The organism is Nocardiopsis sp. EMB25 (assembly GCF_026797795.1).
GTDB classification, from domain to species: Bacteria; Actinomycetota; Actinomycetes; order Streptosporangiales; family Streptosporangiaceae; genus Nocardiopsis; species Nocardiopsis lucentensis.
Map to the genome: position 1 here is coordinate 5,173,959 of NZ_JAMTDN010000001.1, position 25,128 is coordinate 5,199,086.

The window sequence follows — 25,128 nt, forward strand, 5'->3', positions numbered from 1 at the left end:
CGGCACCCTTCGGCGTCGTTGGGGGATGGGGATCGGACTCAGGCGGTCCGGGCGAGGCGGCGCGCGGCCAGCTCGGCGAGCAGGGCGGCCTGGGCGGGCAGGACGGAGTCGTCGTAGCGCGCGTCGGGGGAGTGGTTGCCGGGGGCGGTGGCCGGGTCCGCGTCCGGCGGGGTGGCGCCGAGCATGAGCATCACGCCGGGGACCTCGCGCAGGACGAACGAGAAGTCCTCCGACCCGGAGGCCGGGACCGGGGACACGAACCCGCGCTCCTCGCCGAACAGGTCGTGGACGGTCTCCAGCGCGAACGCGGCCTCGGCGTCGTCGTTGACCGTCGGCGGGTACTGGACCTCGTACTCGACGTCGGCCTCCAGCCCGTGGGCGGCGGCGATCCCCCGGACCAGGGCGGGCAGGTTCTCCTGGAGCCGGGCGTGGTTGGCCTCGGAGTAGCAGCGCACGGTGGCCTCGAATTCGGCCTGGTGCGGCAGCACGTTGTTCTGGGTGCCCGCGACGAGCCGCCCGACGGTGACGACGACCGGGTCGAAGATGTCGTAGGTCCGCGTGACGTGGTTCTGGAGCGCGGTGACCATCTCGCACGCCGCCGGGACCGGGTCCCGGCCGGTGTGCGGGGCGGATCCGTGTCCTCCGGCACCGCGCACGGTCACCCTCAGCACGTCGGATCCGCTCATCGCCACGCCCGGTCTGGTGGCGACCACACCCGCCGGGAGCAGGGACGAGGCCACGTGAACGGCGTAGGCGGCGTCGAGGGGCACGCCCGCCGCCTTGAGCACGCCCTCCCCGATCATGAGCGGGGCGCCCCCGTATCCCTCCTCGCCCGGCTGGAACATGAACACGACGTCGCCGTGCAGTTCCTCGCGGACCTGGCACAGCAGCCTGGCGGCCCCGACCAGTCCGGCCACGTGCAGGTCGTGGCCGCAGCCGTGCATCCGGCCGTCGACGGTGGAGGCGTAGGAGACGTCCGCCGTCTCCCGGACGGGGAGGGCGTCCATGTCGCCGCGCAGCAGGACGGCGCCGCCGGGACGGCCGCCCCGCAGCACGGCGGTGACCGAGCTCAGGCCGGTGCCGGTGGTGATCTCCAGTGGGAGGCCCGCCAGGGCGTCCAGGATCCTGCGCTGCGTGCGCGGCAGGTCCAGCCCGAGTTCGGGCTCGCGGTGCAGGGCGCGGCGCAGTTCCACCAGCTCCTCGCGCAGCTCCTCGGCCCGTCGCGTGATCGACTCGGCCATCGACATGACGGAATCCCCCCTGTGGATCGTGTGATCGTTTCCGTCACACTGGAGGTAAGGGGTACGAAGCGGTGTTAAATCACCGGAAAACCGCATCAGGGGACTTCAGATGCTGGAAAAACGCGCGATGGACGACGTGGACCAGGCGCTCGTCCACGCCCTCCAGGTCGCGCCCCGGGCGAGCTGGGCCCGGGTCGGAGCGGTCCTGGGACTGGACGCGGCGACGGTCGCGCGCCGCTGGCAGCGGCTCCACGAGAACGGCGCGGCGTGGGTGACCTGCGGTCCGGGCACCGGACTGTCCGGCTCCGGGTGTCTGGCGTTCGTGGAGGTCGACTGCGCCAGCGGCGACCTGATGGCGGTGGCGCGGGGCTTCGCCGAGCTGCCGCACGTCTCGGCGGTCGAGCACGTCACCGGTGACCGGGACCTGGTGCTCACCGTCATGGCCGAGGACGTCGGCGCGTTGTCCCGATGGGTCGTGGGGTCGCTGGACACGATGCGCGGCGTGCGGTCCAGCCGCACCCATCTCGCCGGGACGGTGTTCACCGAGGGCAGCCGGTGGCGGTTCCGGGCGCTGACGCCGCGACAGGTGGAGAGTCTGGCCGAGGAGGCGCCGGAGCCGAGGCCCACCCGGTCGCCGGACGCGCTCGACCGGCGGTTGATCGTGGCGCTGACCGAGGACGGACGGGCCTCCTACACGGCGCTCGCCGAACTGTGCGACAGCACGCCCGACACCGTGCGCCGCAGGGTGCGCCACCTGTTCGCCGCCCGGATGGTGCAGGCCCGCTGCGAGGTCGCCCGCCCGCTCTCGGAGTGGCCGGTCGCCGTCATCGTCTGGGCCCGGGTGCCGCCCGACCAGGTCGCCGAGGCCGCGCGGAGTGTCACCGGCATGCGCGAGGTGCGCCTGTGCGCGGGAGTGACCGGACGGCACAATCTGCTGGTCATCGCGTGGAGCCGGTCGGTGGAGGACGCCCAGCGCTTCGAGGCCGACCTCGTGCGGACCGCGCCCACCATCGTCGTCGGCGACCGCGCCGTCGCCCTGTGGACGATGAAGCTCAGCGGTCAGCTGCTCGACCACCGGGGCTATCGGACGGGCGCCGTCCCCATCGACGCGTGGGACGTCCCGACCGGGCCGCTCACCGCGTGAGCCCGGACGGGGAGGGAAGAGGGGGCGGCGCCGTGACAGCGCCGCCCCCTTCGCGCGGATCATCCGGGTGGGTGGCCGAGTGAGGGTGGGTCACCCGGGGCCGGACTGACCGCCGGAGTCCCGTCGGGTCAGTTCTTCCCGACCGTCATGCCGATGTGCTCCAGGTCCTCCTGGTTCCAGCACTCGACCCCGGTGATGTCGGGCATGCTGTCCTTGGCGAAGACCGGGTCCGTGCCCTGGCGGCGCTGCCGGACGAAGTCGTCGAGCAGTCGGAACGCGGTCGGCGCGAGGAACGCCAGCGCGGCGAGGTTGACCAGGGCCATGAGGCCCATGGTCGTGTCGGCCAGGCTCCAGACCAGGCCGCCGGAGCCGATCGCGCCGAGGAAGGTCACCACCACGACCAGGAGTCGGAATCCGATCATCACCGAGGGGTTTCGCGTCAGGTAGGCGACGTTCGAGACACCGTAGAAGGTGTTGCCGAGCACCGAGGTGAAGGCCACCAGCAGGATGATCAGCGTGAGCAGGTGCAGCGCCCACGGACCCAGGTTGGCCTCCAGCGCGTTCTGCGTCAGCGTCGGGCCGGCCTCCTCGGTGTAGGTCGGGTCGGACAGCAGGATGATGAAGGCCGTGGTGGAGCAGACGATGAGGGTGTCGAAGTAGACGCCCAGCGTCTGTACCAGGCCCTGCTTGACCGGGTGGCTGACCGCGGCGCTGGCGGCGGCGTTGGGAGCCGAGCCCAGACCCGCCTCGTTGGAGAACATGCCGCGCCGCATACCCTGCACGATCGCCGTGCCGATGCCGCCCGCGGCGATCTCCCGGAGCCCGAAGGCGTGCATGACGATGTCGGCGATCACGGCGGGGATCTGGCCGATGTTCATCACGACGACGACCAGGCCCATGAGGATGTAGAGCGTCGCCATGAACGGCACCAGAGTCGTCGCGGCCCCGGCGATCCGTCGGGCGCCGCCGAAGATGATCACACCGGCGGCCGCCGCGACCGCCACGCCGACCACGTACGGCAGCCACGGAGCGGCGTCCGCGCCGGTGGCCGCGGTGACCGAGTTGCCGATGGCGGCCGAGATGGTGTTGCTCTGCACGCTGTTGAAGACCAGGCTGAAGGTCACCGTGATGATGACGGCGAAGAGCACGCCCATCCACCGGGCGCCGAGTCCGCGCTCCATGTAGTACGCGGGACCGCCCTGGTAACCCTCCTTCCCGCCGACCTTGTAGAGCTGGGCGAGGGTGGACTCCACGAAGCTCGCCGCTCCGACGACCAGCGCCATGGCCCACATCCAGAAGACCGCGCCGGGGCCGCCGAGCGCGATCGCGGTGGCCACGCCGGCGATGTTGCCCGTGCCGATGCGGGCGGCGGCGGAGACGGCGAAGGCCTGGAAGGCCGAGATCGGTTTGCCGCCGTCGGCGGCCCGGCCCGGGTCACCCCGCATCGCCCGGAACATCTCCGGGAGCAGGCGGAACTGTACGCCCTTGGAGCGCACCGTGAAGTACAGGCTCAGGAGGAGGAGGGCGGGGATGAGCAGATAGGCCCAGAACACGTCGTTGAACGTGCCGATGCCGGCACTGATGGCTTCCACAGGGGAGGTCCCTTCGTCGTCGGCGGAGACGGCGTTGTCTCGCTCCGCGACCGGTTCGTGTCCGCGGGGGGCAGGGCGGATGTTCGTGCTTGTGGGGCTTGTTCCGTTGGCGTTCGAACACGGAAGGTGACAACGCGGCCGAGGTCGTCGCCGGTTGGAGCACCCGGGCCGCCATGGGTGGTGCGGGCCCCGACCAGATAAAGGGAAAAACGCCCGCTATGCAAGATAGGTCACTTCCGAACACGATTCGGAAAGTGCGCCCTCACACGGGCCGCCGCAGGGGTCGCAACCCCCGGTTCGGGGGGTGGGTGAAGCAGGGGGAAACCTTTGGAGAACCCCTGGAGAGAAGGGGTTTTTCGGGGCGTTGATCCGTTCTCGGGGGGTCCGGGTGGTGCTCGGGCGCTGCTCCTACCTGGCCTCTTCCGCATGCCGGATTGGAAGGAGTCCTTGTGGTGCACCTCACGGGTAAAGTCTCCGAATCAGACTCGGGAACGGCTGGAGTGTGGCGTCGGACACGCGCGAATTGTCCTTGTTATATAAATGTGACATGTTGCGTCCGTGTTAACTCATTCGCTACGGTTCACACCGTGGTACAACTTCGTATAGCTCTGGCACAGATCAACCCCGTTGTGGGTGATTTGGATCGAAATTGCGACAGCGTCGTCGCTCACGCTCGCCAGGCGAGCGACGCTGGAGCCCATCTCGTGGTGTTCCCCGAGATGGTCGTGACGGGATACTCGGTCGAGGATCTCGCCCTGCGGGACGGTTTCGTCTCCGCGTCCACCAAGGCCACCCACCGACTCGCCGAACGCCTCTCCGCGGAGGGGCTGGGCCATCTCCCGACGGTCGTCGGCTTCCTGAACCGCAAAGAGGGGGCCGGGGTTCGCTTCGGCCAGCCCTCGGGCGCCCCGCAGAACTCCCTCGCGGTCCTGCACCGGGGCCGGGTTCAGCTCGTGTCGGCCAAACACCACCTGCCCAACTACGGGGTGTTCGACGAGTTCCGCTACTTCGTCCCCGGGGACACGCTCCCCGTGCTGCGGCTGCACGGCGTCGACATCGCCTTCGCCATCTGCGAGGACCTGTGGCAGGACGGCGGCCCCGTCGCCGCCGCGGCCGAGGCCCGCGCCGGAATGCTGATCACGTTGAACGGCTCCCCGTACGAGCGGGACAAGGACGACGTGCGGCTCGGACTCTGCCAACGGCGGGCGCGCGAGATCGGTGCCGCCATCGGCTACGTCAACATGACCGGCGGCCAGGACGACCTGGTCTTCGAGGGCGACTCCCTCATCGTCGACGCCGACGGGGAGCTGGTCGCCCGGGCCGCGCAGTTCGAGGACGAGCTGCTGGTCACCGACGTTCCCCTGCCGCGGGCGGAGTCCCCGGACGACGATCCGGCGGAGGCCGGCGGTTTCCGTGTCGTGCGGTACACCGTCTCGGAGCAGCCGGCCGCTCCCTACGAGTCGCGTTCGCCGGTCCTGACCCCGCGCAAGGATCCGCTCAACGACCTCGGCGAGGTCTACACGGCGCTCGTCACCGGAGTTCGCGACCACGTCCGCAAGAACGGCTTCGCCTCGGTCCTGGTGGGCGTCTCCGGCGGCGCCGACTCCGCGCTGACCGCCACGATCGCCGCCGACGCGGTGGGGGCGGCGAACGTGCACGCCGTCGTCTCCCCCGGGCGGGGCTCCGACGCCGAGGCCCTGGAGCGGGCCGAGGAGCTGATCAAACGGCAGGACCTGATCCGGCGCCTCTACCCGACCGACGGGCTGCTCGACGCACTGGAGTCGGCCTTCGCCGCCGACGACGGAGCGAAGGGAGCGCTTCTCGACCAGGCGCGGAGCGCCCTCCTCACGGCCCTGTCCCGCCAGGAGGGGCACCTGGTCCTGGCGACCGGGAACAAGACCGAGCTGGCGACCGGGGCGTGCGCCCACTACGGCGACGCCGTGGGGGCCTACGCGCCGCTCAAGGACTGCTGGAAGACACTGGTCTGGGAGCTCGCCCGCTGGCGCAACGCCCAGAGCGTCGGGGCGGAGGGCGCACCGACGCCCATCCCGGAGTCCTCCCTGGAGCGACGACCGGTCAGCGGGTGGGCGGCCATCGAGCCGGCCCCCGAGCGCCCGAGCTACGAGGTGCTCGACGGGCTGCTGGACGCCTACATCGGCACCGACCAGGGCGTCGCGGCGCTGGCGGCCGCCGGTTTCGCCCCCGACCTGGTACGGCACGTCGTCCGACTGGTCGACCGAGCCGAGCACAAGCGTCGCCAGTACCCGCCCGGCCCCAAGATCACCCGGCGCAACCTGGGCCGGGACCGGCGGCTGCCGATCACCAACCGCTGGCTGGCCTGACCGGGTCCGGGACGGCGGACACCGTCGGCGCCGTGGTGCGGGGCGCGGGGGCGCCCCGCACCACGGGTGCGGATCAGATGCCGAACGGCGCCGCGTAACGGACGGTTCCGGCGGGCAGCGGGTGGTCGGCGTCCAGGCTGAGGGCCATGAGGGCCTCGTCCGGAACGTCGACACTCAGACGGATGCCGTGGGCGGAGGCGCGGGTGAAGCCGAACCGGGGGTAGTAGGTCGGGTGCCCCAGGACGACGACGTGGTGCGCTCCCCTCTCCCGTGCCGCCGCGAGCGCGGCGCGGACGACCGCGGATCCGGCGCCGCCGCCCTGCAGATCGGGCAGTACGGCGCACGGGGCCAGACACAGGGCCGGGGCGTCGCCGATGTGGCAGCGGGTCAGCAGCGCGTGCCCGACGACGCGGCCGTCCCCGTCGGTGGCGACGAGGGACAGGCCGTCGATCCACGCGGACACGTCGGCGCGCAGGGCGTCGACGAGGTCGGCCTCGGCGTCGGTGCCGAAGGCGGCGCGGTTGACCTCGCGAACGGCGGAGACGTCGACGCGCGTCTCGGCACGCGTGTTCCAGGTGTCGCTCATGGGAAGTAAGGACCCGTTCCGCAGTGGTGTTCGTGGTCATACCCCGCGAGCTCGTGCGCCCAGCGGGGCGGGCGGAGGTCAGGCCACGGCACGGGACGCGGGGGAGACCCGGGCAGCGCGCACGGTGGCCGTGGGCACGGTCATCAACCCCACCTCCCTTGTCCCTCACTCCTGATCGAACACGAACACCCGCCACGCCATCAGGGCGCGGGCTGACGCCTCACCCGTCGAACCTCCCGGTCAGCGCGGCAGGATGTCCGGGTCCCGTCCGGTGGCGGCCCCGGTCGGCGCGGCGTCCTGGGGAACGGTCAGCAGACGGATGCCGTGCGCCGCCAGCAGCGCGCTCACCAGTGCGACCGCTCCGCCGATCCAACCGCCCGCGTAGGACTCTCCCATGAACGCGACCCCGACCACGGAGGCCGCGACCGGGTTGGTCAGGGTGGTGATGCCCAGCGGCGCCCCGAGGTCCATGCCCTGGTAGGCGGCCTGGGCGAGGAAGAGGCCGAGGACCGCGATCACCGGAGTGGCCAGCGTGGCGGGGTGCGTCAGACCGGCGGCGCCGGTCGCGGCGAAGACGGACACCGACGTCTTGACGGTGGCGGAGGAGACGCCGAAGGCCACCCCGGCGGCGCCGGAGAGCAGGTAGCTGCGCCACGCCGTCGAGGGGACCCGGCCCGCGACCCACGCGGTGGCCACCAGGAGCACGGCCGTTCCGGCCCCGACCAGCACGGAGTCGGACCGGTCGAGGACACCGCCCTGGCCGCTGGTCACCGACACCGCGAGCAGGGCGCCGAGCGCCACCACGGTGAACGCCGCCCCGCGCCACTCCGCGCGGCTCACCCGCCGCCCGCCGAGCCGGGCCGACCACGGGATGCCGAACACGAGGACCAGTACGCCGAGCGGTTGGATCACGGTGAGCGGGGCGAAGCTGACCGCCGCGACCTGGAACCCCGCGCGTCCCCCGTTGAACACCAGCGACACCCACCACAGGGGGTGCCGCAGCAGGTCAGCGACCTGTCGGCGTCCGGTGAGCGGCGCGGTCACGCGCACGGCGAGTCGGCGCTGCGCCACCGCCGCCGCCGTGTAGGCCGCGCACGACAGGACAGCGAACCCGATCCCCAGCCACATAACCATGACCGCCATCCTCCCGTCCGCCCTGGGAGGGCGGTTCGGCGGGGGCGGCCCTAGTCCGCGCTGGGGACCGCGCCCCGGTACAGCTCGGCCACCACGTGCTCGATGTCGGGCTCGCGCAGGGTCAGGTCGGCGACGTCGTGCCGCCGGGTGATCTCCGCGATCACCTGTGCCGGGTTGTCCGCCAGCTCCAGCCACTGGCGGGGCCCCTCCACGCGCACGCAGGTCCCGCCCGGGACCTCGATCGGCGCGGCCGGGGCCGCCAGGTCCACCACCAGGACACGGGGCGTGGGCACGCTCTCGCGCAGCCCGGCCAGGTCGCCGTCGTAGGCCAGGCTGCCGCGGTCGATCACCACGACCCGCTGGCACAGTCGTTCGACGTCCCCGAGGTCGTGCGTGGTGAGCAGGATCGTCGTCCCCTCCTCCGCGTTGAGCCGGAGCAGGAACTCGCGGATGGCCGTCTTGCTCACCACGTCCAGGCCGATGGTCGGCTCGTCCAGGACCAGCAGCCGGGGGCCGTGCAGGAGGGCGGCGGTCAGGTCCCCGCGCATGCGCTGACCGAGGCTGAGCTGGCGGACCGGTGTGGACAGGAACGGGCCCAGGTCCAGCAGGTCGGTCAGTTCGGCGAGGCGGCGCGCGTGGTCGGCGGCCGGGATCCGGTACATGTGGCGGGTCAGTTCCAGGCTGTCCCGGAGCGGGAGGTCCCACCACAGGGTGGTGCGCTGGCCGAACACGACGCCGATGCGGGCGGCCAGGCGGGTGCGCTCGCGGGACGGTTCGAGGCCGGTGACCCGGACCCTTCCCGCGGTCGGGGTGAGGATGCCGGTCAGCATCTTCATCGTCGAACTCTTGCCCGCGCCGTTGGGGCCGAGGTAGCCGACGATCTCACCCGTCCGGACGGTGAGGGTCACGTCGCGCACGGCGCTGACCGTGCGCCTCCTCCGGCGCAGGAGGGGGCCCTCGTGGAGGGTGAAGTCCCGGCCCAGCCCGACGGTCTCGATGATGGGCTGGTCGTCGTGGCTGGAGGTCATGGGTCAACTCCCGGTGGATCGGTAGCGGCGCAGGCCGGAGCGCCAGCAGAGGGCGGCGACGGCGCACAGGAGGAGTGCGACGAGGGGAGGGGCGAGTCGGAGCGCGTCGGGCAGCCCGGTCGGATCGGGGCGGCCGAGCAGGAACAGGGCGGGCTGCCAGCTGACGAAGGCCAGCGGGAACACGAAGGTCGCGGAGCGCACGACCTCCCGGCCGTAGACGGCGAGCGGGTACTCGGTCAACGCCTGTCCGCCATAGGTGAGTGAGTTGGCCGCCGCACGCGCGTTGGTGACGAGGAACTGGACGCATGAACTCGCGGTCCACACGGCACAGCAGATGACGACCGAGGAGACCAGCAGCACCGGCAGCATGAGGACGCGCGCGGGCGTCCAGTCGACGTCGCACCAGACGAGGGCGAGGACGAGCACCGCGGCGGAGGGAATGATCCTGCCCAGGCGCCGCGGGGTGAACTGGTCGGTGGCCAGCAGGACGAGCGGTGGGACCGGGCGGGTCAGCATCGTGTCGAAGGCCCCGGTCCGGATGTGCTGGCCCAGCCGCTCCACCGACCCCATGAGCATGTCGGCGCACCCGAAGGCCGTCGCGGACAGCCCGTAGACGAGCAGCCCCTCGGCGACGCCGAATCCGGCGAGTTCGCCCGCGTGGCCGAACACGATCACGACGGCGGCCATCTCGGAGAGCGCGCCCAGGGAGACGAAGACGGTGAGCAGGACCAGGGAGGCCGGGTACTGGGACAGGGCACGGCACCACGTCCACGCGAGCCGGACGTAGATCCGCGGCGGCCACAGCACGCGGGTTCGGATCGGTTCAACCACCCTGGACCACCACCCTGCGCGTCGCGCGGGACGTCAGCAGGGCGCCGAGCGCCAGCAGCACCGCCGCCCACAGGGCCTGGAGGGCCAGCCCGCCGGCCGCGGTTCCGCCCGGCAGCGACTCCTTGCCGAGCAGGACCTCGGCCGGGACCTGGACCATCGACGCCCACGGCAGCAGCCGCAGCACGTCCGCCAGAGCGGGCGGGAAGAGGGTGAGCGGCAACAGCATCCCGGCGGCCACCGGACCCAGAAGTCCCGCCACCGCCCACACGCCCCGGGTGTCGGTGAGCCAGAATCCCGCCAGCGCGTACAGGTAGCGCAGTCCGAACGCCACCACGGCGGCCAGGACGAAGGACGTGAGGACGGCGACCCAGCGCCCGGGATCGTCCGGGAGCCTGAGGTCGAACAGCAGTGCCCCGACGGCGAACGTGGGAACGGAGCGGAAGACCAGCTGGAAGGCGGCCCGGCCGAGGTCGTCCGCCATCCACCAGGACTGGAGGGGCACAGGGCGGAGGAGGTCGGTGGCCACGGCCCCGTCCCGGATCCGTTCCTCCAGGTCGAGGGGCGGACCCATGACGGCGGCCACCCCGAGCAGCGCCTGTGCGACGAACACCTGCGTGACCGCGTCGCGGGCGTCGTAACCGTTGATCTCGGGGCGCGCGTCGAACAGGGCGAGGAGCACCATCGCGTTGATGACGCCGAAGACGGAATTGGTGAGCACGTGCGCGAGCGTGGCGGCACGATAGGTGGAGTAGCGGCGCAGCCCTCGGGCGAACACCGCGTGGTGGACACGCATGGGTGTGGCTCCCTGGCGGATCGAGACCGTGCTGGGGGTTCGTCCGGTCTCGGGGCCGGGGCTGAGCCGACGGGCGAGTCCGGATTCGGCACGTCCCTGATCTCGCACAGGTCCGGGTCGCCGCGAGTGAGCGACAGTAACACGACGCGAGCGGCGGGGCGAGGGGTTTTCGTGAATCCCGTTTCGCGGCCGGGCGGCGCGCCGTCGGACGCCCCCGGTCACACGCGGGGGAGTCGGCCTGGGTAGCCTCCGACTGCTGAGCGGACACGGGAGGGAACAGCTGTGACGTCGACGACCACGGAGACGACCGGAGACGACCGGAAGGTCGTGGTGCTGACGGGAGCCGGGTCGGGGCTGGGCCGCAGCATGGCGCGGCGGCTGCTGGCCGACGGGCACGCCGTGGTCCTCGCGGGCCGCAGGCGCGCGCCGCTGGAGGAGACGGCGGACGGCCGGCCGGGCGCGGTGGTCGTCGAGACCGACGTGACCTCCGCCGACTCTGTGCGCGGACTGTTCGACGTGGTCCGCGAGCGGTTCGGCCGGGTCGACGTGCTCATCAACAACGCGGGGGTCTTCGGCCCGCGGGCGTCGGTGGACGGGATCGGGGACGAGGACTGGGAGCGGACGCTGGCCACCAACGTGACCGGTTCGGTGTACTGCGCCAGGGAGGCGGTCCGCCTGATGAAGGAGCAGTCGCCGAGCGGTGGCCGCGTCATCAACAACGGGTCGGTGTCGGCGTACCTGCCGCGTCCGCTGAGCGTCGCCTACACCGTCACCAAGCACGCGATCACGGGGCTGACCGCTGCGATGAACCTCGATCTGCGGGCGCACGGGATCCCCTGCACGCAGATCGACGTGGGCAACGCGGCGACGCCCATGGTGGCCGACTTCGGCGTGGAGGCGCTGCAGGCGGACGGGTCCACGCGCGCCGAGCCGACGATCGACCCGGCGCACGTGGCCGACATGGTGGCCCACATCGTCTCCCTGCCGTTGGACGTGTCCGTCCCCCGGGTGACGGTGATGGCGAGGGAGATGCCGTTCGCCGGTCGGGGCTAGGCTGTGCTTTCTCCGGTCCTTCGCCGCGCCTCGGCCCGCCCGTCGCCCTCCACGGACGCCTGCGGCGCAGCCCCGTCCATCAGCACCCTGCCGGCGCCCGAACGGTGCGGGTCGCGGGCGCCGCGGGCGTACCCCCAGGCGATCAGGCCGATGACGAGGAGCGCGAAGAAGGCGTTGCTGCCGTACTTGAGCAGCGGCGCGACCGGCTCGCCCAGGGGTTGGACCGCGAACGAGGTCAGTCCGTTGAGGACGAGCGGAGCCCCGGCGACCAGGACGACGTGCCGCCCTGACCAGCCCTCGCGCCGCGACCACGCCCAGATGAGCGCGCCCAGTCCGGCGAGCGCCCCCAGTTCGGCCGCGACGCCCGGCCAGGTCGGAGGGAGGAACCACGAGGTCCCCAACGCGACGAGCAGGGTGAGGCCGCCCACCAGCCAGGGGGCCGGGGCCCCGCGGGGGGACGCGGCGGTGCCGTCCGCGCGGCGGCGCGGCAGGGCCAGCGCGACCAGGACCAGGAGCGCCGTGGCGGTCGCCGCACCGCCGATCTGTCCGGGGGAGGCGACGAAGTCCTCGGTGGCCAGGTGGTCGTCGAAGACGAGGTAGGCCGCCGCGAGGTAGAGCAGCGCCACGACCGAGGTGCCGAACCAGCCCAGCCACGGGCGGCGGGCGAGTTCGCGCGGGGCGAGGGCCTCGACCAGGGCGATGGGCGCGGTGAAGGACCAGACGGTGTGCCCCAGCAGGAAAGTGAGGCCCATGTCGGCGCTCACCCCGATCCCCTCGATGAGCGTGGGGTCGCGCATGTCGTCCCAGTAGTCGATGTTCCGGTAGTCGGGGTTGAACAGGCTCTGGTCGACCAGCCCGGCCTGGACGATCCCGAACGCCAGCGCGAGCAGCAGGATCGTCGGCCAGCCGCGGCCGGTCCGGCGGGCGGTCTCCCGGATGAGGAGTGCGACGGCGCCGTACAGGGGCGCGAGGACGAGCAGCCCGCCGAGGAGCACGAGCGGCCGTCCCACGTTGGAGTCGTAGCCGATGAGGTACTCGGCGCAGACCGGGGACAGCATGAGCAGACCGATCACCGGGGGCAGGCGGCGGTGGAGACGGGGGCGGGGACGTGCGGTGACCCGTGTCGTGGACATGCCACGGACATTAGCAGAGTGATCACTCTATTAATAGCGGCGGCGGGCCCGCGGGTGCCGGGCGGCGCCGATATGCTGCGCGGGATGCGTACCGTCAACCCCGAACAGCACGCCCGCAAGCGGGCCGCCATCCTCGCCGCCGCGGCCCGGGAGTTCGCCGAGAAGGGCGTCGACGGCACCTCCACCGCGAGCATCTGCCGCCGCGCGGGGATCGGCTCCGGCACGCTGTTCCACTACTTCCCGACCAAGCGCGAGATCTTCCACGCGCTCTTCGCCGACGACCTGGAGCACAACGCCCGGGCGAGGGAGGTCGCCCTGGCCGCCGACGACCCCCACGCGGGGCTCGACGGGTTGGTCGACCACCTCGTCGCCGACGCCGGCGACCCGCTCGTCCCGGGACTGATGGCCGCCGCCCTGTTCCAGGTCAACCGGGACGCGGAGTTCGCTCGCCTACTCGGCGGGGACGAGGAGCGCACGATTGAGGCGCTCACCGTCCTGCTGCGCGCGCTCGCCGACGACGGGCGGCCGCCCGTGTTCCCGCCGGAGCGGGCCGCCCGCTGGATCCAGCACCTCGTCGACGCCGTGTTCCTCGCGGCCGGGGACGAGGGCTTCGACGCCGACCGGTCCCGCGCCGAACTGCGCCTGATGGTCGACTGGCTGCTGACCGGCGGCGATCGCACTCCGTGACGCGCCTCACCCTGCGTCGTTACCTGGGATTCACAGAGTGACGACGCTTCGCAACGTCGGGTGGGCACGGTGGGACGCATGGACGATTCCGAAGGCAGCTACGGAACCGACGACCGCACGCGCCCCGGCTTCCTCGGCCGAGAGGCGCTGGACATGGGAGTACTGCTGCTCGCCGCCGGTGCGGCGCACGTACTGGTGCTCTCCCTCGGACACAGCGACGGCGGTGTCCGCGCCCTCATCACCGTGGGGGCGATCCTGCTCGCCGTCTCGGCCCTGCACCGCTGGCACCGCCACCGCAGCGCGGCGGTCCGCCGGTCGCGCGGCGGGAACGGGCCGAAGGGCGGGTCCTCCTCGCCCCGGACGCCCGAGGCCGGGGACCGGCTGTGGAGTGTTCGCGTCACACTCGCCGACGTCCCGGGCGGGCTCGCCGAACTCACCGCGCGCTTCGCCGCGCTCGGGGTCGACATAAGGCTCATGCAGGTCCACCCCGACGGCGCCGAGACCACCGACGAATTCCTCGTCAGCGCGCCCGCGCACGTCGTCGAGGAGACCCTGTACGCGGCGGTCCTGGGCGCCGGGGTGCGCGAGGCGATCGTCCGGCCCGCCGACGTCCACGAGCTCAGCGACACCACCAGCCGGACGCTCCGACTGGTCAGCGCCATGGTGGAGGGAGCGACGACGCTGGAGGGGGCGCTGCTGTCCCTGGCCTCCGCCCAGGACGTCGAGCGCGCCGACGCGGCGCCCGAGGGGATGGGGGAGGAGGACACCTCCGGCACGACGATGACCCTGCCCTCCCCGGACGGGGCGGTCCTCGTCGTCCGCAGGGTGGGGGTGCCGTTCACCGCCGTGGAGTTCGCGCGGTGCCGGGCCCTGGCCCAGGTGGCCGCCTCCCTGCACGGTCGCTCGCGGCAACGCTGACGGCGGTCCCGCGTCGTGGGTGTCCTCGACGCGGGCTCCCTTCACCTGGCGGCTCGACCGCCGTCACCCGCCGTTCGCGACCCCCTGGTTGGCTTCGGCGCGGGCGTGATCTCGCCCGTCTCCCCCAACCCCACCAGGAAGCACCATGCGTAAGACCATGGCGGCCACGGCCGCCATCGCCGTCTCCCTGACCGGGGCGTCAGTCGCCGCCCACGCCGACGAGCGGGGACCGGTGCGCGGCCCCCGGCCCATCAGCGTCGAACTGTCGGTGCTCGGCACCTACCACACCGACGCCTTCGACGAGTCGGCCGCCGAGATCGTCGCCCATGACCCGGACACCCAGCGTCTGTTCGTCGTCAACGCGGCGGCGGCCACCGTCGAGGTCCTGGACGTCTCCGACCCGGAGGAGCCGACGAAGCTCTTCGACCTGGAGACCGCGGGCGTGGCGGCGGCCGACGGCTCGACCGTGGCGGAGGGGGGCGTCGCCAACTCCGTGGCGGTGCACGACGGTGTCATCGTGGTGGCGGTGGAGGCCGAGGACCGGACCGAGCCGGGCTGGGTGGTCTTCTTCGGCGCCGACGGCGTCCCGCTGAACGCGCTCCGGGTCGGGGCCCTGCCGGACATGGCGACCTTCACACCGCACGGGCGGGCCCTGCTGGTCGCCAACGAGGGCGAGCCGAGCGACGACTACACCGCCGACCCGGAGGGCTCGGTGAGCGTGGTCCGGATGTCCGGCGACCCGCGGGGGCTCACCCAGGACGACGTGGACACGGCCGACTTCCGCGCCTGGGACGAGGGCCGGGAGCTCCACTCCGGGGTGCGGGTCTTCGGCCCCGACCTGTCCACGGAAGAGCCCGGGACACCGGGCCGGGTGGCGCGCAACCTCGAACCGGAGTACATCTCCGCGGGGGCCCGCGGTACCGCCTACGTCGTGCTCCAGGAGGCCAACGCCTTCGCGGTCCTGGACGTGGGCGCCGCCGAGTTCACCGACATCGTGCCGTTCGGCGTGAAGGACCACCTGGAGTCGGGCAACGGTCTGGACGCCTCCAACAGGGACGGCGAGGCCCGGATCGAGAACTGGCCGGTCTACGGGATGTACCAACCCGACGGGTTCGACACCTACCGGTGGCGCGGGCGGACCCTGCTGGTCACCGCCAACGAGGGCGACTCCCGGGACTGGGACGGCTACTCGGAGGAGGAGCGGCTGGGCTCACTGGCCGCCGACACCCCTCTGTGCGAGGACTCCCCGCGCCTGCGGGACTTCCTGGCCGACAACGACCAGGGGATCGGCACGGTCGACGAACTGCTCGACGACGCCAACCTGGGGCGCCTGCACGTCTCCGCCGAGGACGGCCTGCGCGAGGACGGCAGCTGCTACGAGGACGTGTACGCCCACGGGGGCCGCTCCTTCTCGATCTGGACGGCCGACGGTGAACGGCTCTTCGACTCCGGTGCGGACTTCGAGCGGATCACCGCGGAGGCCGACCCGGACCACTTCAACGCCAACAACGACGAGAGCTCCTTCGACGCGCGCAGCGACGACAAGGGGCCCGAGCCCGAGTCCGCCGTCGTCGGCAGGGTGTCCGGGCGCACCTACGCGTTCGTGGGCCTGGAGCGGGTGGGCGGCGTGATGGTCTACGACATCACCGACCCCCGGTCGGCGTTCTTCGTGCGGTACCTGAACAACCGCGACTTCTCCGCCGAGCCCGGCACCCGGGAGGCCGGAGACCTCGGACCCGAGGGCCTGACCTTCATCGAGGCGGACGACTCACCGATTCCCGGGGTTCCGGTCCTGGCGGTGGCCAATGAGGTGAGCGGCTCCACGAGCCTGTTCCGGGTCGACCGCGTGGTGCCGGGGCGCCGCTGACACCCGTACGGGGCCCAGCCGTCGGGTGGCCGACGGCTGGGCCGTCGTCACATCGGGGGCATCAGGACGTCCCACACCAGCCCGATGCCCACGTACCAGACCAGGGCCATCAGGAGGGCGACCCCGAGGGCGGGCAGGCGGTCCGCCCCCCGGCGGGACGCCACCAGTGGCAGGACGAGGCCGACCACGGCCTGTACCGCCGTGTTGACGTACCAACCAAGCCGCCATCCGTCGTCGGGCGGCGGAGGGGGCGGGGTGGGAGGTGGAGATCGATGAGGATTCCATACCGGCTCTATCGGCCCGCCGCGCGGACGGGGTTCCGTTCGGGCCTCGCGTCCGCGATACCCGTCCCGGCGCCTGACCCGCACGGACGCGCCGAGGTTGTCCACAGACGCCGTTTCGGTGGGGAAAACTCCGGACGCGTGGGTAGATGTCGCGTATGGCAACCCCACTGTCACCCCCCGTCCGCATCCGCCCCCGACCCCTCGCCCGAGCCGCCGTCCTGGCCCTGGCCGCCTCGTGCGCGCTCGGGACCGGTGCGGCCCTCCTCGCCGCCCCGGCCCATGCGTCCGCCCCGGCCGTCCCCGCCCCCGCGACCCTGCCGCCCGATCTGCGGGAGGGCGACTCCGGAGCCGACGTCACCGAGCTCCAGGAGCGCCTGAACGAGCTCGGCTACTGGCCCAACGGCGTCGACGGCGAGTTCGGCTACTACACGGAACAGGCCGTCGTGGCGCTCCAGAAGGCCGCCGGGATCGCCCGCGACGGCATCGTCGGCCCCGACACCCAGGAAGCCCTCGACCAGGGAGTGCGTCCGTCGGCCACCACCGACTCCGGCGACCTGCTGGAGATCGACCTCGACGACCAGCTGCTCCTCGTCGTCTCCGACGGCGAGGTGGAACGGGTCATCAACACCTCCACCGGATCGGGCCGGCCCTACGAGAGGTGGGACGGCACCGAGGTCATCGCCACCACGCCCACCGGGACCTACTCCGTCTTCCGCGAGGTGGACGCGTGGGACCCCGGGCCCTACGGAGCGCTGTACCGGCCCAAGTACTTCAACGGCGGGATCGCCGTGCACGGCTACCCCAGCGTCCCGGCCCACCCCGCCTCGCACGGCTGCGCCCGGGTGAGCATGGCCGCCATGGACTGGCTGTGGGAGAGCGGGAACATGGAGGTGCACACCACCGTCGTCGTGTACTGACCGAGAAGCGGGGACCGCGGCCGTTTTCGGCCCGCCACGAAGGAGGACCGCGTGCCCTTCCGGATCACCACCGAGCCCGGCCGCCCCGACCACCCCAACGAGGACTTCGCGGCCGTGAGCGCCGACTGCGCGGTGCTGCTCGACGGCGTGACCGCGCGTCCGGACGACGGGTGCCGCCACGGGGTCGCGTGGTTCACGCGATCCCTCGGCGGCCTGCTGCTGGCGGGGGCGGACGCCGGGCTCGGCCTGCGCGAGGCGCTGGCGGAGGCGATCGCGGGCGTGTCCTCGCTGCACGGCGGGTCCTGCGACCTCACCAATCGCGGGACTCCGTCGGCCACCGTCGTCGCGGTGCGCCTACGCGGGGGAGTGCTGGAGTACCTGGTCCTGTCGGACTCGGTGCTGCTGGTGCGCGGGGAGGGCGGGACGCGCGTGGTCGCGGACACCCGGTTGGACGACCTCAGAGGAAGGGTGACCGGCCCGGTTCGCGCGTACCGCAACGTGCCCGGCGGATTCTGGACGGCGGGCGCCGACCCGCGGGCGGCGGACGAGGCGGTGGCGGGGACGGCGCCGCGGGGTCCCTTCGCCGCCCTGACCGACGGCGCGGGGCGGGCCGTGGAGGTGTTTCGCGCGTACCGCTGGGACGAGGCACTGGACCTGGTGCTGGAACGGGGCCCCGACGCCCTGGTGGCCCGGGTGCGCGAACTGGAGCGAGCGGATCCGGAGGGGACGCGTCACCCGAGGGGCAAGGCCCATGACGACGCCACTGTGGTCACCTGGACCCTGTGACCTTATTACGGTCAACCGCATCCTGTGTTCTGGTTCGCCAGATATGCGGAGAATGAGTCTCTTTCTGTTGGAGTGCCAGGTGAAACGGGGGTGAAAATCTCGAAGTTATGGTGGACGTTTCGTTCGGTGTGTGGGATCACATTTCCCGCCTTTTTAAGAAAAGTTCCCCGAAGGGTCGTCCTCCTCGTCCTCCGGCGCGGGGCAGGGGAGACGCACGCCTCGTCCCCAACGGGACTTCTGGCGCTTTCGTGTGTCGTGTCCATCCGGTAGATTTCTTGGTAACCGAACATTCGGGGCCATCACCTGGACGCCCCCTTGTCCATCGGTTCCCTCACTTCCCCCGCACGTGTGTTCCACGTGCGCACCTCGCGTCAACGCGTTCCATGGTCGTCGTCCCGCCCGCTGAAAAGGAGATGGTGTGAGCAGCACGGGCGTCCTCGAACCGACCGGCCCCAACGGATCCCTCAGCGGAACGGGCTGGTTGGATCACCTCCTCTCCACCCCCGTGAACGGTGCCGTCGAACGGACCCGTCCGGTACGCGACCTCGTCGGGTACCACCAGCGACCCGACCCCACCAACGCCGCCACGCCCGCCGAGTTCCTGCTGACCATGCGCCGCTACCTCGTCTGGGCGGGGGACTGGTCCTACCTGGAGCTGGAGTACCTGTGCGGCGGAGCGGTCAAGAGCTCGACCTTCCGTGCGGCGCTGGAGGGTACGCGGATGCCGCGCTACGTCGTCCTCATGGCCTTCGTGACCGCTTGCGCGGGTGAGGACGAGGCCGAACGCGGCCGCTGGGTGACCGCCTGGCACCGCCTCCGCCACTCCGGCTGAGTCAGGAGACGCGCTCCGGCTCGGCGCCCTCACCCGTGCGAGCTCCGGGAACACCGTTCAGGAGCCGCTCGGTGAGTGCGGCCAGGTCGCGGCGTGCCTTCGGGTCGTAGGCCTGTGCGTGGGCGCGGGCCTCGTCGAAACGGTCGAAGTAGCGTCCGGTGACGCCCTCCAGTGCCGAGTCGGCGATCAGTCGCAGCGTGGGCAGGACCCCGTCGTCCACGGTGGCGGCGGGGGCGAACCCGCTCTGCCGCACCATCCGCGTGTCCATCAGGTGCGCCGGGTGCAGCGCGTTGACGGTCGTGCCCTGGCCCCTCAACTCCTCGGCGAGGTCGAAGGTGCCCATGATCATCGCGAGCTTGCTGCGGCAGTACGCCTCGACTCCCTCGTAGCCCCGGGTGAACATCGGATCGTCGAAGTCGACGGGGAGTTGCCCCGCCGACGCCACGTTGACGACCCGCGCCGAGCCCGCCGCGGCCAGCGCCTCCCGTAGCTCGCGGACGAGCAGGTACGGGGCGAGGTGGTTGGCGGCCAGCCGGAGTTCGTGCCCCTGGCGGCTGGTCTCGCGTACCGAAGGGTCGGCGCCTCCACCGACCGCGGCGTTGTTCACCAGCACGTCGAGGGTCGGGGCGTCCTCGAGCACGCGTTCGGCGACATCCCGTACCTGGTCGAGGTCCCCCAGGTCGGCGCGGTAGGTGCGCACCTTCGCGGCCCGGGCCCCGACCTCGCTCGCGACCCGGTCCAGGCGGTCACGGTCGCGTCCGTGGAGCAACAGGACGGCGCCCCGGGTCGCGAGGTCGTGTGCCAGGTGGCGGCCGAGTCCCGACGACGCTCCGGTGATCAGCACGGTCTTGCCCGCCATGGGTCCTCCGTCATCGAAAAATTATCAAGCCCTTGATGGTCATTCAGGACTTTACACCGATACGCGGCGCTAGGCTCACCCGTATGGAGGAGATGCCCGCCGGGGAGCGCCTCGGCTTCGACATCAAGCGCGCCGAGCAGGCACTGATGTCGGCCAAGGCCGCCGCGTTACGCGAAACGGGCCTGAGTGTCGCGCAATACGCGGCGCTGTTCGCGCTGCACGACAGCCCCGGCATCTCCGGGGCGGCGCTCGCCCGCGTCTGCCTGGTCACACCCCAGGCCATGGCGGCCGTGCTCAAGGCCCTCGCGGCCGACGGGCTGGTGGAGAGGGGGGCGCACCCCTGGTACCAGCACGTCCTCCAGACCCGGATCACCGAGGCGGGCACCGAGCGTCTACGCGCCGCCGACCGGCGGGCGGCGCCGATCGAGCGCCGCATGGCCGATGCCCTCACCCCGGAGGAACGCGACACCCTGCGAGAACTCCTCGACCGCTGCGTGACGGCGGTCAACGCCGACGGGTCCCCCTGAACCTCAGTGGCCGACCACACCGGCGTCGATCCGCTGGCCTCTGGTCGTCTGGACCACGACGGGGAGGCCCTGCGGAACCTCGCCGTCGAGGCGTTCGATCAGCTCGCTCCTCGGGGGCAGGTCCCCCGAGGAGCGGACGTGGACGTGGATCGTGCGCGACACCATGTCCACGCGGGTGACGGACGAGCCGGGGGTGTCGGCGAGCCACTCGCCGGCCGCTTCCTTCGCCCGTGCCGTCCACAGGTCCACGAGGATCGTGACCGTGGTGTTGCCGACGAGCGGGATGAACACGACGGTGAACAGCAAGGCCATGGCGAGACGGGTCCTACGGGTCGCCCTCCGGGCGCCCCCGGCCCCGTACCCGACCACAGCGAAGACCGCCATGCCCGCGGAGACCAGACCGAAGAGGTTGGACAGGAACAGCACGAGCGCGCCCATGGCGGGCCAGAAGGCGAGATGCCCCAGACACACCCCGGCCACCACCAGGGGCGGGACGAGGGAGATCGCGATCGCCACCCCCGGAAGCACGGCGGCGACGTCCCGGCGGGACAGGGCCAGCGCACCGGCGAGCCCCGTCGCGACGGCCGACACCAGGTCCATCAGGCCCGGTGACGTCCTTCCGGAGATCTGGCCGTTGGAGAGCAGGTCGTAGCTCTCGGGAAGGGCCACCGAGAACACCAACCCCACACCGATCACCAGCAGGCAGCCGAAGAGGACGATCCTGACCGAACCGGTCCGCCGCCGTTGGACGGAGCCCAGGGCGATGCCCATGATCGGTGTCGCCAGGGGGGCGATGATCATCGCCCCGATCACGGTGGCGGTCGAGTCGGTGATCACCCCGCCCGCGGCGATCACCGACGACAGGGTCAGCATCGTCCAGAAGGCCGAGCGCTTGGCCCTGCTGTCACCGGCCGAGAGGTCGAGGTCCTCCACCATCTCGTCCAGCGTGCGACGTTGTGTGGCCGGGACGATGCGTTCGAGGAGTGCGCTGAGCATGGCCCGAGTATCGCCCCCGGGGTCCCTCCGGCCAGGTCAGACACGGCGGGCGCGGGACGGGGGAGGACGCGGGGTCGTTGTCAGGAGGCCCGCCGGGTGCGGCCGGGGCCGAGGTGGCCGGGCGCGGCGTCGGTCCGGAGCACAAGCGCTACGCCGTCACGGAGTCGGGTGTCACCGACGTCGAACTCTGGCTGGTCCGGGCGGAGCGCCCGGAGCCCTACCTCCAGAGCACGCCGCACACCAGGGTGGTACTCGCCCTGCTGCGGACGATGCGCCCGGAGGGACCGCGCTGGGAGTGACAACCGCCCGTCGCCCCCGATTCCCGAGGTCACCGGTGTGCCCCGGGGACGCGGGCGGCCCCGGAACCTAACGTGGGCCGCATGCGCGTACTTGTCACCGGCGGGGCGGGGTTCATCGGGTCGCACGTGGCCGAGGCCCTGCGGGATGCCGGGCATACGGCGGTGACCCTCGACGTCCTCCTGCCGCAGGCGCACGCGGGGAGGCCACCGGGCGACGCCGGGGTCGACCTGGTCTGCGACGTCCGTGACGGCGAGGCCGTGGAGCGTGTGCTGCGCGGGGTGGACGTCGTGTGCCACCAGGCGGCGATGGTGGGCCTGGGCGCGGACTTCGGCGACGCGCCGGACTACGTCGGATGCAACGACCTGGGCACCGCGACGCTGCTGGCCGCGATGGCCCGCCGGGGTGTGCGCGACATCGTGCTCGCCGGGTCCATGGTGGTCTACGGCGAGGGGGCCTACACCTGTACGGAGCACGGCCCGGTCCGGCCCGGGCCCCGGCGGGAGGCCGACCTGGCCGCCGGTCGCTTCGACCCCCCGTGCCCGCGCTGCGGGGCGCCGCTGGCCCCCGGGCTGGTCGGCGAGGACGCCCCGACCGACCCGCGCAACGTCTACGCCGCCACCAAGCTGGCGCAGGAACACCTCTGCGCGGCGTGGGCGCGGGCCGTCGGCGGACGCGCGATCGCACTGCGCTACCACAACGTCTACGGTCCCGGCATGCCGAGCGACACCCCGTACGCGGGTGTGGCGTCCTTCTTCCGGTCGGCTCTGGCCAGGGGCGAGGCCCCGCGCGTGTTCGAGGACGGTCGCCAGCGGAGGGACTTCGTGCACGTCCGCGACGTGGCCGACGCCAACGTGGCGGCGGTGGCGGCTCTCACGGGACGACCGGAGGGCGTCCTGTCCGCGTTCAACACCGGCAGCGGAACCCAGCACACGGTCGGTGAGATGGCGTGGGCGCTGGCGGAGGCGCACGGAGGACCGTGCCCGGTGGTGACCGGTGACTACCGGCTGGGCGACGTCCGGCACATCACCGCGTGCTCCGCGCGCCTGACCGAGGACCTCGGCTGGCGTCCGCGTGTGGGCTTCGCCGAGGGCATGCGGGAGTTCGCGCGGGCGGGGCTGCGCGCCCGTGCCGGGGCCGACGTGCCGGCGAGGTGACGGTGCTGTCCGCGTGTCGTGGGACGTCCCTCCCCCGCGGGAGCCGTTTCGCTACGTAGCGTGATCATCGTGATCAATGAGCGACATGGGAGCGACGACTCCGCTGTGTACTCCGACCAGACCGCGAGGGACCCCGAGGTCCCGCCGGGAGAGCACCGGCGACCACCGGTGGACGTGATCCTGCCGTGCCTGGACGAGGCGGCGGCCCTGCCATGGGTCATCGAGCGCGTCCCCTCCGGATGGCGGCCGATCGTCGTGGACAACGGGTCCACGGACGGTTCGGCGCGCATCGCCGAACAACTGGGCGCATCGGTCGTCACCGAACCGCGGCGAGGGTTCGGGGCGGCCTGCCACGCGGGGCTCCTCGCCGCCACCGCCGACATCGTCTGCTTCTGCGACTGCGACGCCTCGCTCGACCCGGCACTGCTCCCGCGCGTGGTGGAGGCGGTGCGCGAGGGAACCGCGGACCTGGTCGTGGGCCGTCGCCGCCCCACCGTCGGAGGCGCCTGGCCCGCCCACGCCCGCGTGGGCAACGCCGCGGTGACACGGATGCTGCGCAGGCGCAGCGGGGTGCGGCTGCGCGACGTCGGTCCCATGCGGAGCGCGCGGCGGGAGGACCTCCTCGGGCTCGGCCTGACCGACCGGAGGTCCGGCTACCCCCTGGAGATGGTCGTGCGCGCCGCGGACGCCGGATGGCGGATCGACGAGGTGGACGTCCCCTACCTCCCGCGGACCGGTGCCTCCAAGGTGACGGGGACGTGGCGGGGGACGTGGACGGCGGTGCGGGACATGTCATCGGTGCTGCGCGGGCCCGCGGCGCCGAGACCGGCGCGGTCGGCGGGGAGGGGCCGGTGAACGGCCTCGGGGAGGACGTTCCGGCGGCCGGGGCCGCGACGCTCCTCGTCATCGCCAAGGAACCCGTCCCCGGCAGGGTCAAGACGCGGCTGACCCCGGAGTACACGCTGGAGGAGGCGGCCCGCCTGGCCGCCGCCGCGCTGTCGGACACGTTGGACACCGTGCTGTCGCTTCCGGCCCGCAGGAGGGTGCTGGCTCTGGAGGGGCAGCCTGGCCCGTGGCTGCCGGACGGGGGGTTCGACGTGGTCCCCCAGTCGGGCGGCGGACTGGACGAGCGATTGGCCGCCGCGTTCGCCCGGTGCTCGGGCCCGACCCTGCTGCTCGGCATGGACACACCGCAGGTCACGGCCGCGATCCTGGCCCCCGTGCTGGCCGCTGACGCCTGGACGCGCGCGGACGCGTGGTTCGGACCGGCCGAGGACGGCGGGTTCTGGGCGCTCGGCCTCGCCGAACCCGACCCCGATCTGCTGCTCGGCGTGCCGATGTCGACGGCACGGACCGGCCGGGTGCAGCGCCGGCGCCTGACCGCCGCGGGTCTGCGGGTGGCCGACCTGCCGCTCCTGACGGATGTGGACACCGCCGCGGACGTCGCCCGGGTCGCGCGCCAGGTCCCGGGCAGCCGGTTCGCTCGGGCCGTCGCGGACCGAACGACGGGACTCGTGCGATGAACGCGGCCGAGACCGCCGCCTCCCCCGTGGACGTGGCGGCGTGGCGGTGCGATCCGTACACCGAGGCGCTCGTCCGGGAGCGCGGGCCGCTGTTCCTGCGCCGCCCCGACGGATCGACCCTGCCGCTGGACGTCGAACGCTGGTGCGGGGGGATCGACGCGGCCGACACGGCCGTACTGGAGCGCTGCGAGGGCGGTGTCCTGGACGTGGGGTGCGGCCCGGGCCGACTGGTCGCGGAGCTGGCCGACCGCGGCTGGCGGGCGCTCGGCGTGGACCTCAACCCGATGGCCGTGGCGCACGCCAACGCCTCGGGCGGACGGGCGCTGTGCCAGTCGGCGTTCGATCCGGTGCCCGAGGAGGGAGATTGGCACACCGCTCTGCTGGTGGACGGCAACATCGGTATCGGCGGTTCCCCGGAGAGGCTGCTCGCCCGCGCGCGGGAGCTGGTCCGAGCCGGAGGGCTGCTGATCGTCGAAGCCGCCCCCGAGGACGTCTGCGAACGCATGACCGCGCGGATCACCGACGGGCGGGGAAGGGCGGGCGCCCCCTTCCCCTGGGCACGGCTGGGGGTGCCCGCCCTGCTGCGCCTGGCGACGCGGGC

At 72.5% G+C, this 25,128-nt stretch carries 24 protein-coding genes and 2 pseudogenes; 15 read left to right on the forward strand and 11 right to left on the reverse strand.

Features of this window, described 5'->3' with window-relative positions; translation table 11 throughout:
• Positions 1 to 38 precede the first annotated feature (38 nt).
• Positions 39 to 1,247, reverse strand: coding sequence for a M20 metallopeptidase family protein (locus KIK06_RS22880; protein ID WP_017599065.1), 1,209 nt, complete (start codon positions 1,245 to 1,247; stop codon positions 39 to 41).
• Positions 1,248 to 1,350: 103 nt separating this feature from the next.
• Here KIK06_RS22880 and KIK06_RS22885 point away from each other — a divergent pair, with 103 nt between their 5' ends.
• Entirely contained in the window at positions 1,351 to 2,385 is a 1,035-nt protein-coding gene (locus tag KIK06_RS22885) for an Lrp/AsnC family transcriptional regulator (RefSeq protein ID WP_268645029.1), read from the forward strand.
• A 128-nt stretch (positions 2,386 to 2,513) separates the two neighbouring features.
• On the opposite strand, the gene KIK06_RS22890 is transcribed toward KIK06_RS22885, so the two are convergent.
• Positions 2,514 to 3,977 carry an alanine/glycine:cation symporter family protein gene (locus KIK06_RS22890; protein WP_268645030.1) on the reverse strand — a complete coding sequence of 488 codons (1,464 nt, stop codon included), beginning with the start codon at positions 3,975 to 3,977 and terminating at the stop codon, positions 2,514 to 2,516.
• Positions 3,978 to 4,564: 587 nt separating this feature from the next.
• Here KIK06_RS22890 and KIK06_RS22895 point away from each other — a divergent pair.
• Positions 4,565 to 6,319 carry an NAD+ synthase gene (locus KIK06_RS22895; RefSeq protein ID WP_268645031.1) on the forward strand — a complete coding sequence of 585 codons (1,755 nt, stop codon included), beginning with the start codon at positions 4,565 to 4,567 and terminating at the stop codon, positions 6,317 to 6,319.
• Between the two features lie 73 nt (positions 6,320 to 6,392).
• Here KIK06_RS22895 and KIK06_RS22900 read toward each other — a convergent pair whose 3' ends face one another.
• The 5 genes from KIK06_RS22900 to KIK06_RS22920 form a co-directional block, all read right to left on the reverse strand.
• A complete protein-coding gene (locus tag KIK06_RS22900) occupies positions 6,393 to 6,905 on the reverse strand; it encodes a GNAT family N-acetyltransferase (RefSeq protein ID WP_268645032.1) in 513 nt (170 codons plus the stop codon).
• 240 nt (positions 6,906 to 7,145) lie between these two features.
• Positions 7,146 to 8,033 (reverse strand): DMT family transporter, encoded by an 888-nt coding sequence (locus KIK06_RS22905; RefSeq protein WP_442789832.1) that lies wholly within the window; start codon positions 8,031 to 8,033, stop codon positions 7,146 to 7,148.
• 56 nt (positions 8,034 to 8,089) lie between these two features.
• Positions 8,090 to 9,067, reverse strand: coding sequence for an ABC transporter ATP-binding protein (locus tag KIK06_RS22910; protein ID WP_268645034.1), 978 nt, complete (start codon positions 9,065 to 9,067; stop codon positions 8,090 to 8,092).
• Between the two features lie 3 nt (positions 9,068 to 9,070).
• The gene (locus KIK06_RS22915) at positions 9,071 to 9,898 is read right to left on the reverse strand and encodes an ABC transporter permease (RefSeq protein WP_268645035.1); all 828 of its coding nucleotides are present in this window, start codon (positions 9,896 to 9,898) and stop codon (positions 9,071 to 9,073) included.
• On the reverse strand, positions 9,891 to 10,691 hold the full coding sequence (locus KIK06_RS22920) for an ABC transporter permease (RefSeq protein WP_017599075.1): 801 nt from the start codon (positions 10,689 to 10,691) through the stop codon (positions 9,891 to 9,893). Before KIK06_RS22920 ends, KIK06_RS22915 begins: the two co-directional genes overlap by 8 nt.
• Positions 10,692 to 10,973: 282 nt before the next feature.
• Between KIK06_RS22920 and KIK06_RS22925 the strand changes: the two genes are divergently transcribed.
• Entirely contained in the window at positions 10,974 to 11,744 is a 771-nt protein-coding gene (locus tag KIK06_RS22925) for an SDR family oxidoreductase (RefSeq protein WP_268645036.1), read from the forward strand.
• Here the strand turns inward: KIK06_RS22925 and KIK06_RS22930 are convergent.
• The gene (locus tag KIK06_RS22930; protein WP_268645037.1) at positions 11,741 to 12,877 is read right to left on the reverse strand and encodes a hypothetical protein; all 1,137 of its coding nucleotides are present in this window, start codon (positions 12,875 to 12,877) and stop codon (positions 11,741 to 11,743) included. The genes KIK06_RS22925 and KIK06_RS22930 overlap by 4 nt on opposite strands.
• An 84-nt stretch (positions 12,878 to 12,961) precedes the next feature.
• Here KIK06_RS22930 and KIK06_RS22935 point away from each other — a divergent pair, with 84 nt between their 5' ends.
• The 3 genes from KIK06_RS22935 to KIK06_RS22945 all read left to right on the forward strand — a co-directional run bounded on the left by KIK06_RS22935 (position 12,962) and on the right by KIK06_RS22945 (position 16,349).
• Complete coding sequence (locus KIK06_RS22935) at positions 12,962 to 13,564, forward strand: TetR/AcrR family transcriptional regulator (RefSeq protein ID WP_268645038.1); 603 nt, start codon at positions 12,962 to 12,964, stop codon at positions 13,562 to 13,564.
• 78 nt (positions 13,565 to 13,642) lie between these two features.
• A complete protein-coding gene (locus KIK06_RS22940; RefSeq protein WP_017599079.1) occupies positions 13,643 to 14,482 on the forward strand; it encodes an ACT domain-containing protein in 840 nt (279 codons plus the stop codon).
• Between the two features lie 145 nt (positions 14,483 to 14,627).
• The gene (locus KIK06_RS22945) at positions 14,628 to 16,349 is read left to right on the forward strand and encodes a choice-of-anchor I family protein (RefSeq protein WP_268645039.1); all 1,722 of its coding nucleotides are present in this window, start codon (positions 14,628 to 14,630) and stop codon (positions 16,347 to 16,349) included.
• A 47-nt stretch (positions 16,350 to 16,396) separates the two neighbouring features.
• On the opposite strand, the gene KIK06_RS22950 is transcribed toward KIK06_RS22945, so the two are convergent.
• On the reverse strand, positions 16,397 to 16,537 hold the full coding sequence (locus tag KIK06_RS22950; RefSeq protein WP_268645040.1) for a hypothetical protein: 141 nt from the start codon (positions 16,535 to 16,537) through the stop codon (positions 16,397 to 16,399).
• A 251-nt stretch (positions 16,538 to 16,788) separates the two neighbouring features.
• Here KIK06_RS22950 and KIK06_RS22955 point away from each other — a divergent pair, with 251 nt between their 5' ends.
• The 3 genes from KIK06_RS22955 (at position 16,789) to KIK06_RS22965 (ending at position 19,168) form a co-directional block, all read left to right on the forward strand.
• On the forward strand, positions 16,789 to 17,550 hold the full coding sequence (locus KIK06_RS22955; RefSeq protein WP_268645041.1) for a L,D-transpeptidase family protein: 762 nt from the start codon (positions 16,789 to 16,791) through the stop codon (positions 17,548 to 17,550).
• 51 nt (positions 17,551 to 17,601) lie between these two features.
• A complete protein-coding gene (locus tag KIK06_RS22960) occupies positions 17,602 to 18,336 on the forward strand; it encodes a hypothetical protein (RefSeq protein ID WP_268645042.1) in 735 nt (244 codons plus the stop codon).
• Positions 18,337 to 18,754: 418 nt separating this feature from the next.
• A complete protein-coding gene (locus KIK06_RS22965; RefSeq protein WP_017599084.1) occupies positions 18,755 to 19,168 on the forward strand; it encodes a hypothetical protein in 414 nt (137 codons plus the stop codon).
• Position 19,169: 1 nt separating this feature from the next.
• Here the strand turns inward: KIK06_RS22965 and KIK06_RS22970 are convergent, their stop codons facing one another.
• The gene (locus tag KIK06_RS22970) at positions 19,170 to 20,027 is read right to left on the reverse strand and encodes an SDR family NAD(P)-dependent oxidoreductase (protein WP_268645043.1); all 858 of its coding nucleotides are present in this window, start codon (positions 20,025 to 20,027) and stop codon (positions 19,170 to 19,172) included.
• A gap of 83 nt (positions 20,028 to 20,110) precedes the next feature.
• Between KIK06_RS22970 and KIK06_RS22975 the strand changes: the two genes are divergently transcribed.
• Positions 20,111 to 20,554 carry a MarR family winged helix-turn-helix transcriptional regulator gene (locus KIK06_RS22975; RefSeq protein ID WP_268645044.1) on the forward strand — a complete coding sequence of 148 codons (444 nt, stop codon included), beginning with the start codon at positions 20,111 to 20,113 and terminating at the stop codon, positions 20,552 to 20,554.
• 3 nt (positions 20,555 to 20,557) lie between these two features.
• Here the strand turns inward: KIK06_RS22975 and KIK06_RS22980 are convergent, their stop codons facing one another.
• Positions 20,558 to 21,550 (reverse strand): DUF389 domain-containing protein, encoded by a 993-nt coding sequence (locus tag KIK06_RS22980; protein WP_268645045.1) that lies wholly within the window; start codon positions 21,548 to 21,550, stop codon positions 20,558 to 20,560.
• Positions 21,551 to 21,675: 125 nt separating this feature from the next.
• Here KIK06_RS22980 and KIK06_RS22985 point away from each other — a divergent pair.
• The 5 genes and pseudogenes from KIK06_RS22985 to KIK06_RS23005 all read left to right on the forward strand — a co-directional run.
• Positions 21,676 to 21,813, forward strand: a pseudogene (locus KIK06_RS22985) (PadR family transcriptional regulator); the annotation flags it as partial.
• 117 nt (positions 21,814 to 21,930) lie between these two features.
• Positions 21,931 to 23,004, forward strand: coding sequence for an NAD-dependent epimerase/dehydratase family protein (locus KIK06_RS22990; protein ID WP_268645046.1), 1,074 nt, complete (start codon positions 21,931 to 21,933; stop codon positions 23,002 to 23,004).
• A gap of 105 nt (positions 23,005 to 23,109) precedes the next feature.
• The gene (locus KIK06_RS22995) at positions 23,110 to 23,859 is read left to right on the forward strand and encodes a glycosyltransferase family 2 protein (protein WP_268646135.1); all 750 of its coding nucleotides are present in this window, start codon (positions 23,110 to 23,112) and stop codon (positions 23,857 to 23,859) included.
• Positions 23,856 to 24,527, forward strand: coding sequence for a TIGR04282 family arsenosugar biosynthesis glycosyltransferase (locus KIK06_RS23000; RefSeq protein ID WP_268645047.1), 672 nt, complete (start codon positions 23,856 to 23,858; stop codon positions 24,525 to 24,527). The genes KIK06_RS22995 and KIK06_RS23000 overlap by 4 nt, the downstream gene beginning before the upstream one ends.
• Positions 24,524 to 24,994 (forward strand): annotated as a pseudogene (locus KIK06_RS23005) (class I SAM-dependent methyltransferase); the annotation flags it as partial. The gene KIK06_RS23000 and the pseudogene KIK06_RS23005, both read left to right, overlap by 4 nt.
• Positions 24,995 to 25,128 lie beyond the last annotated feature (134 nt).

Coding starts and splice junctions, on each gene's coding strand:
- KIK06_RS22980 (WP_268645045.1), bottom strand. CDS start 21,550: ATGCTCAGCGCACTCCTCGAACGCATCGTCCCGGCCACACAACGTCGC.
- KIK06_RS22955 (WP_268645041.1), top strand. CDS start 16,789: ATGGCAACCCCACTGTCACCCCCCGTCCGCATCCGCCCCCGACCCCTC.
- KIK06_RS22905 (WP_442789832.1), bottom strand. CDS start 8,033: ATGTGGCTGGGGATCGGGTTCGCTGTCCTGTCGTGCGCGGCCTACACG.
- KIK06_RS22900 (WP_268645032.1), bottom strand. CDS start 6,905: ATGAGCGACACCTGGAACACGCGTGCCGAGACGCGCGTCGACGTCTCC.
- KIK06_RS22970 (WP_268645043.1), bottom strand. CDS start 20,027: ATGGCGGGCAAGACCGTGCTGATCACCGGAGCGTCGTCGGGACTCGGC.
- KIK06_RS22940 (WP_017599079.1), top strand. CDS start 13,643: ATGGACGATTCCGAAGGCAGCTACGGAACCGACGACCGCACGCGCCCC.
- KIK06_RS22920 (WP_017599075.1), bottom strand. CDS start 10,691: ATGCGTGTCCACCACGCGGTGTTCGCCCGAGGGCTGCGCCGCTACTCC.
- KIK06_RS22935 (WP_268645038.1), top strand. CDS start 12,962: ATGCGTACCGTCAACCCCGAACAGCACGCCCGCAAGCGGGCCGCCATC.
- KIK06_RS22910 (WP_268645034.1), bottom strand. CDS start 9,067: ATGACCTCCAGCCACGACGACCAGCCCATCATCGAGACCGTCGGGCTG.
- KIK06_RS22880 (WP_017599065.1), bottom strand. CDS start 1,247: ATGTCGATGGCCGAGTCGATCACGCGACGGGCCGAGGAGCTGCGCGAG.
- KIK06_RS22885 (WP_268645029.1), top strand. CDS start 1,351: ATGCTGGAAAAACGCGCGATGGACGACGTGGACCAGGCGCTCGTCCAC.
- KIK06_RS22990 (WP_268645046.1), top strand. CDS start 21,931: ATGCGCGTACTTGTCACCGGCGGGGCGGGGTTCATCGGGTCGCACGTG.
- KIK06_RS22930 (WP_268645037.1), bottom strand. CDS start 12,877: ATGTCCACGACACGGGTCACCGCACGTCCCCGCCCCCGTCTCCACCGC.
- KIK06_RS22945 (WP_268645039.1), top strand. CDS start 14,628: ATGCGTAAGACCATGGCGGCCACGGCCGCCATCGCCGTCTCCCTGACC.
- KIK06_RS22975 (WP_268645044.1), top strand. CDS start 20,111: ATGGAGGAGATGCCCGCCGGGGAGCGCCTCGGCTTCGACATCAAGCGC.